This window comes from Streptomyces sp. H27-D2 (genome assembly GCF_035828615.1).
GTDB lineage: Bacteria > Actinomycetota > Actinomycetes > Streptomycetales > Streptomycetaceae > Streptomyces.
Window position 1 is genome coordinate 37,667 of record NZ_JAYMZR010000065.1, and the last position, 5,247, is coordinate 42,913.

The following is a 5,247-nucleotide window of genomic DNA, read 5'->3' on the forward strand; positions in this document are numbered from 1 at the left end:
CATTTGACGCCGCCGGGAACGGCGGACCGTCAGCCGGCGTTGCGGCGACGCCACATGCGCGCGCCGCCGGTGCCCAGGAGCAGCGCTCCGAAAGCGGCCAGGCATGCCGGGACGGCGGCCTGCCGGAGGCTGCTGGGCAGGCCGGCGCCGTCGGTGTGGGCGGCGGTCTGCATCGCCGAGTCGTCGGATCCGTTGTCGCCCGACTGGTTGACGTTCTTGGTGTTCGGCAGCGCCACGTACGGGAAGGCAGGCCCGAACGCGGAGTCATTGGCGTCGACCTTGTCGCCGGCGGCGAGCGCCTCGACCAGCTTGCCGGTCTGCGCCGCTCCTTCCACAGCCTGGAGGGAGATGTCGATGGCGTCGTCGCCCAGGCGGCGCCCATTGGGGAATCCGGCGAGGTCCCCGCCCAGGACACCCAGCCGGTTCGGCTGCTTGGCCGGGGCCACACCCATGTTCAGCCGCAGTTCCTCGGCGGGCACGATGCGGCGTGCGTCGGCGTCCTTGTTGAGCCGGTGCGCGTTGAGGTCCGCCTTGATGGGACCGCACGCTTTGCACAGGCCGGTGAGGTAGATCTCGGAAAGGTCGTTGCGCGGAGTCTTCGGGGCGGGCACGCCGTAGACCTTCTGGATGAGCTTGGGCAGAATCGGGTCGAGGACCTTGTCCACGACCGGCTGCACGGTGCGGTCCTGGTGGGGAGAGAGGCCGTTGAAGGCGTCCTTGTACTTGAGCGGGACGACGACCTCGTTGACCAGCGGGTTGCCCAGCCGGGAGACCTGCTTCCAACCCGCCCGCTGCCGGGCACGGTCGTCGGTGACGTTCGCGCCGCGCCGGTCGGTGGTCGACCACACACCGACGACGGGGTTGCGCTGGGCGTTCCCGCGCAGCGCCAGCGCCTTCTTCGGCACCTGGATCGCGATGGTGTTGACGTTGTAGCCGCCCAGTGTGTCCTGGCCGCGCTCGCTGAGGTCACCGCCGTACAGGAGGTCGAAGACCCGCAGGTCCGCGAAGAACGGGTCGTCGGCCTGACCCACGAAGCTCTGGCCTCCGTCGGGCAGCTTCCGTACGGCCTCGCCGCGCAGCTTGCCGTAGTCGGGCATGGACGCCCGACCGGTGCGGGAGGGGGCGGCAGGGGCGTCGCGCAGGAGGGTACGGGTCTTGCCCTGGGCGTCGGTGACCTTCAGGTCGTAGGTCTGACGGAAGTTCAGGTTGGGGTCGTCGATCGAGCGGACCGGCCCTGTGTTGTAGAGGAACTGGTCCTTGGCGTCCCGGACCTTGTCGCTGAAGGTCCAGGTGTAGGTGAGGTCGGGGTGGCCGTCGCCGTCACTGTCGATCTTGATGTTGTAGCGGGCGTCATCCGCGTACGGGTAGAAGTTCGGTCCGCCGTTCGGCTCCTCGAACGGAATCCAGTTGGCCACCAGGGTGACGGTGTCGCTCCGGTCGGGGCTGGTGAACGCGTACACGTCCGTGTTGTCGGCCCGAGGGTCTCCCGCGATCAGCGGTGCCTCGCGGTGGCTGGACGCGGAGCTGACGCCCGGTGCCAGAGTGACCACGGCGACCGAAGCCGCGAGCGCCGCGGCACCGGCACCGGCCAGATACCGGTCGACGCTACGGCGCGAGGCGGGCCCACGCTTTGAACGATTGAACATAGATCTCTCTCCTTCTCGGCCACCAGGGACGCGTTACGCCGCACGGCAACGTGAGGAAGCGCGCGCTGGGGCAACGGTGGGGAAACGGCGATGCATCGACGAAGGCGGGCGGGACACATGAGCTGTCCGGGCGGCTGATCCGAGAAAGCGCATCGCTTTCTCGTCGGTCGGGAGGGTCGCCACGCATTCAGATGCACATGTGGCAGCAAAGCATGATTGAAGCCACGGTGCGGCGAACAACGGCGTAGCAGCGCCAATGCCAATTTCTGAAAATGCCCGAACGCAATGGCCCAGACGGCGCTTTGCCCCCACCATTACGCATGACGAGTTCACCCGACACGGTGACAAGCTCACTCGGCCATTCGGGGCGGGCCATGCACTATTGCACTTCACATGCAAATACACCTGGACAGCAGTAATCCCGGGGCGAACTCCCAGCGGGTTTTCGCGGTACTCGCGGCGAACGTGCTGCCCGCCTCGGGCCGGCCCAGGACGGCCAGTCGCCCCCGCAACTGAGCGACTTCGGCGGCAACAACCCCTGCAGTCCTGGACGTGCCCGGCCACAGGGACGGTGAGACCTACCGGCTCATCACCACGCTCTTGGACCCCGACCGGGCGCCGGCCTCGGCGAGTACCGTACGGTCCCGCGACCGTACGGACTCGTCAGGCCGGGTATCCGCTCGGCGAACATCCGCTGATGACAGCCCGGACTGTCACAGACGAAGAGCCGGTCTGTGGTCAGGCCGCCAGGCCGCAGTCGTCCTGGGCCAGGGTCTGCTGGAGCGTCTTGGTGAGCCGGTCGGCGGCGATCTCGGTGTAGTGCTTCGTCTTCTCCACGCCGATGAAGTCGCGGCCCTCCAGCAGTGCGGCGACCCCCGTCGAGCCGGAGCCGGCGCAGAAGTCGAGGACGGTGCGCCGGGCGGGCTGATCTGCACCAGCTCCCGCATCACCTCGACGGGCTTTTGTGTGATGTGCCGGCGGTTCTTGCCCGAGGGCTGCGACGCGCTGTAGAGGCCGGGCAGGTAGACCGGGTTCCGGGCGGCGTCGATCGGCCCGTTGGACGCCCAGACGATGAACTCGCAGTTCTGGGTGAACCGGCCCTTCTGCGGCCTGGCCTGCGGCTTGTGCCAGGCCAGGACACCGCGCCAGAGCCAGCCGGCGGCCTGGATGGCGTCCGTGGTGACCGGCAGCTGCCGCCAGTCGGTGAACAGCAGCGCGGTGCCGCCCGTCTTGGTCAGCCGGAGCGCCTCGGTCATGGTCTGCGTCAGCCAGAACCCGTACGAGCGCTGGTCCATGTTCTCGCCGGTGAAGTCCGCCAGCGCGTGCCCGGCGTCGGCGGAAGTGTACTTCTGGCGCGCGGTCCGGCTGGTGCGCTCCTTCGCGGTCCGCCCGCCCGAGTTGTAGGGCGGGTCGGTGATGACGGAGTCGACGCAGTCGTCCGGGAGCCCGGCGAGCACGCTCAGCGCGTCGCCCTGGTGCAGGGAAAAAGGCAAAGGGGTATTCCAATTCTTCAGAGAGGTACGGGAAAGCTCCGGCTCGCCATCGGATAGCAGCGTCCGCCGGGCTCGGGCGAGACGAGACCGCCGGCAGGACGGGAAAGGCGAGGGAGACCAAAACTGTAGGGCACCATCCCCGGTTGACCACGATCACCGCGGAAACCCGCCGCCGCATTACTGGCGTGATCACCAGGCTTTTTGGTCAACCGGACATTCGTCCTTACTGTTTTGACGACCGCCCGGCGCATTCCGCCAACGCACCCCTTCCCCACCGCCCGCCCCTGCCGAGACACCTCTGCCCCGGCCCAGCTGACCCGCCCCGCGTCGGCGCGAGCGGCAACTCGCCCCGACGCTCCCAGCCCCGCTCGCCTACCGGGCCCGGCCGCCGCCTTTCCACCCCGCGCCACGCGGCCGGCCCGTCCTTTCCAAGGAACACCGCTGTGACACTCCCCTCCCCGCACCCGCCTCCACGCCCGCCGCACGTGGCCAACCCGCTGGGAGGCGCGCCGGATTGAAGGGCATCGCCGCCGTCATCGGCGTGTTCTGCCTCTCCCCGCTGCTCCTCGCCGGAACCACCGCCATGGCCGCGGCCGGCAGCGGCTCCGCCGCCCAGGCCGCCGACTGCCCCACCGGCCCGGACACCGACACCCACGCCGTCGCCCAGCAGGTCGCCGACATCGGCGGCAAAGGCTCCGGCAAGCACCTCCACATCAACGGCCTGGACCTGCCCGCGGAGCAACTCCCCAACGCCAAGAAGATCATCGCCACCGGCATCTCCCTGCACGTCCCCGCCCGCGGCCAAGCCGTCGCGCTGGCGACAGCCCTGCAGGAATCGCGGCTGCGCAATCTGAACTACGGCGACCGCGATTCGCTCGGACTCTTCCAGCAACGCCCCAGCCAGGGCTGGGGAACCGCAGAGCAAATCCGCGACCCCGTGCACGCGAGCACGACGTTCTACCAGACCTTGCTCGCGGTGCACGGCTGGCAGCAGATGACGCTCACCCAAGCCGCTCAGGCCGTCCAGAAATCCGGACTGCCGGACGCGTACGCGCAGTGGGAAGACCTCTCCCGCGCCCTGCGCCAGGCCATCGCCAAGACCCTGCCGGGCGGCGGCCACCACACCACACCAAACCCGACCACGACCACGACCAGGGTGGCCCCGCGCAGATCGCCGGGAGCGGCTGCGCGCCGGGCGAGGACGGGGCCGGTTACGGTCCCATCCCGGAGGGCTCCGTCCCCAGGGGATACACGATCCCCAAGAGCGCCCCGGTGAAGGTCCGCACCGCGATCACCTGGGCGATGCGCCAGCTCGGCACCCCGTACCAGTGGGGCGGCAGCTGCACCAACGCGCACGGTCCCGACCCGATGAGCCGCTGCGACTGCTCCAGCCTGATGCAGCAGGCGTACGCCGCCGCCCAGGTCACGCTGACCCGCACCACCTACACCCAGGTCACCGAAGGCAAGCCCGTCCCCCTCAAGGCGCTCAAGCCCGGGGACCTGCTGTTCGCCCGCGGCACCGCGGCCGTGCCCGAACACGTCGGCCTGTATATGGGGGCGGGACTGGTGATCAACGCCCCGCGCACCACCAAGCCGGTCCGGATCGACCCGGTCAAGGACTGGAAAATCCTCGCCGCCCGCCGCGTCACCTCCTGACCCCCGGCCCCCGCCCGAGCTGACCACCCGCCGGCCGGGCCGGCCGGCAGCTCCGCGCGCCCGAGCAGCGCTCCCTCCCCTTCTTCATTCCTTCTTCTCCGTTCCCGCCCGGCCTGTCGGCCTGCGCACGCAAGGAGCCCTGCCATCGCCATGCCTTTGTCCGACCGTCTGATCCACCTCGCCTACGATCCCGGCATCTCCCCCAAGGCGGGCGGCCTGCCGGGCCTGACCGTGCTGAAGAACGTCGTCAGCAGCCTCAACCTGTACGGGATCATCGCGGTGGTCGGCGCCCTCGCGCTCTCGCTCTGCGTGTGGGCCTGGGGTCAGTAGCCGTATCTCAACCGAACGCGGCCGTTGAGTTTTCGCTGGTCAGACATGGTTTCGTTCGGGGGAGGGAGAGATCCCGCGTCTTGTTTCCGTGTGATCGTCGAGGGGTCTGCGATGACGTCGAT

At 69.2% G+C, this 5,247-nt stretch carries 1 protein-coding gene and 3 pseudogenes; 2 read left to right on the forward strand and 2 right to left on the reverse strand.

The genetic code is table 11. From position 1 onward, the window contains the following. Positions 1-29: 29 nt before the first annotated feature. A complete protein-coding gene (locus tag QMK28_RS23210; protein ID WP_326441095.1) occupies positions 30-1,646 on the reverse strand; it encodes a DUF4331 domain-containing protein in 1,617 nt (538 codons plus the stop codon). 738 nt (positions 1,647-2,384) lie between these two features. Continuing rightward, a pseudogene (locus QMK28_RS23215) lies at positions 2,385-3,139 on the reverse strand (DNA-methyltransferase). Positions 3,140-3,653: 514 nt separating this feature from the next. On the opposite strand from QMK28_RS23215, the pseudogene QMK28_RS23220 reads away from it, so the two are divergent. Together QMK28_RS23220 and QMK28_RS23225 are read left to right on the forward strand one after the other, a co-directional pair. After that, a pseudogene (locus tag QMK28_RS23220) lies at positions 3,654-4,795 on the forward strand (C40 family peptidase). Between the two features lie 144 nt (positions 4,796-4,939). Continuing rightward, a pseudogene (locus QMK28_RS23225) lies at positions 4,940-5,119 on the forward strand (DUF6112 family protein); the annotation flags it as partial. Positions 5,120-5,247 lie beyond the last annotated feature (128 nt).

Excerpts from the sequence above, each read along its gene's own strand:
- QMK28_RS23210 (WP_326441095.1), bottom strand. The coding sequence starts at position 1,646 with ATGTTCAATCGTTCAAAGCGTGGGCCCGCCTCGCGCCGTAGCGTCGAC.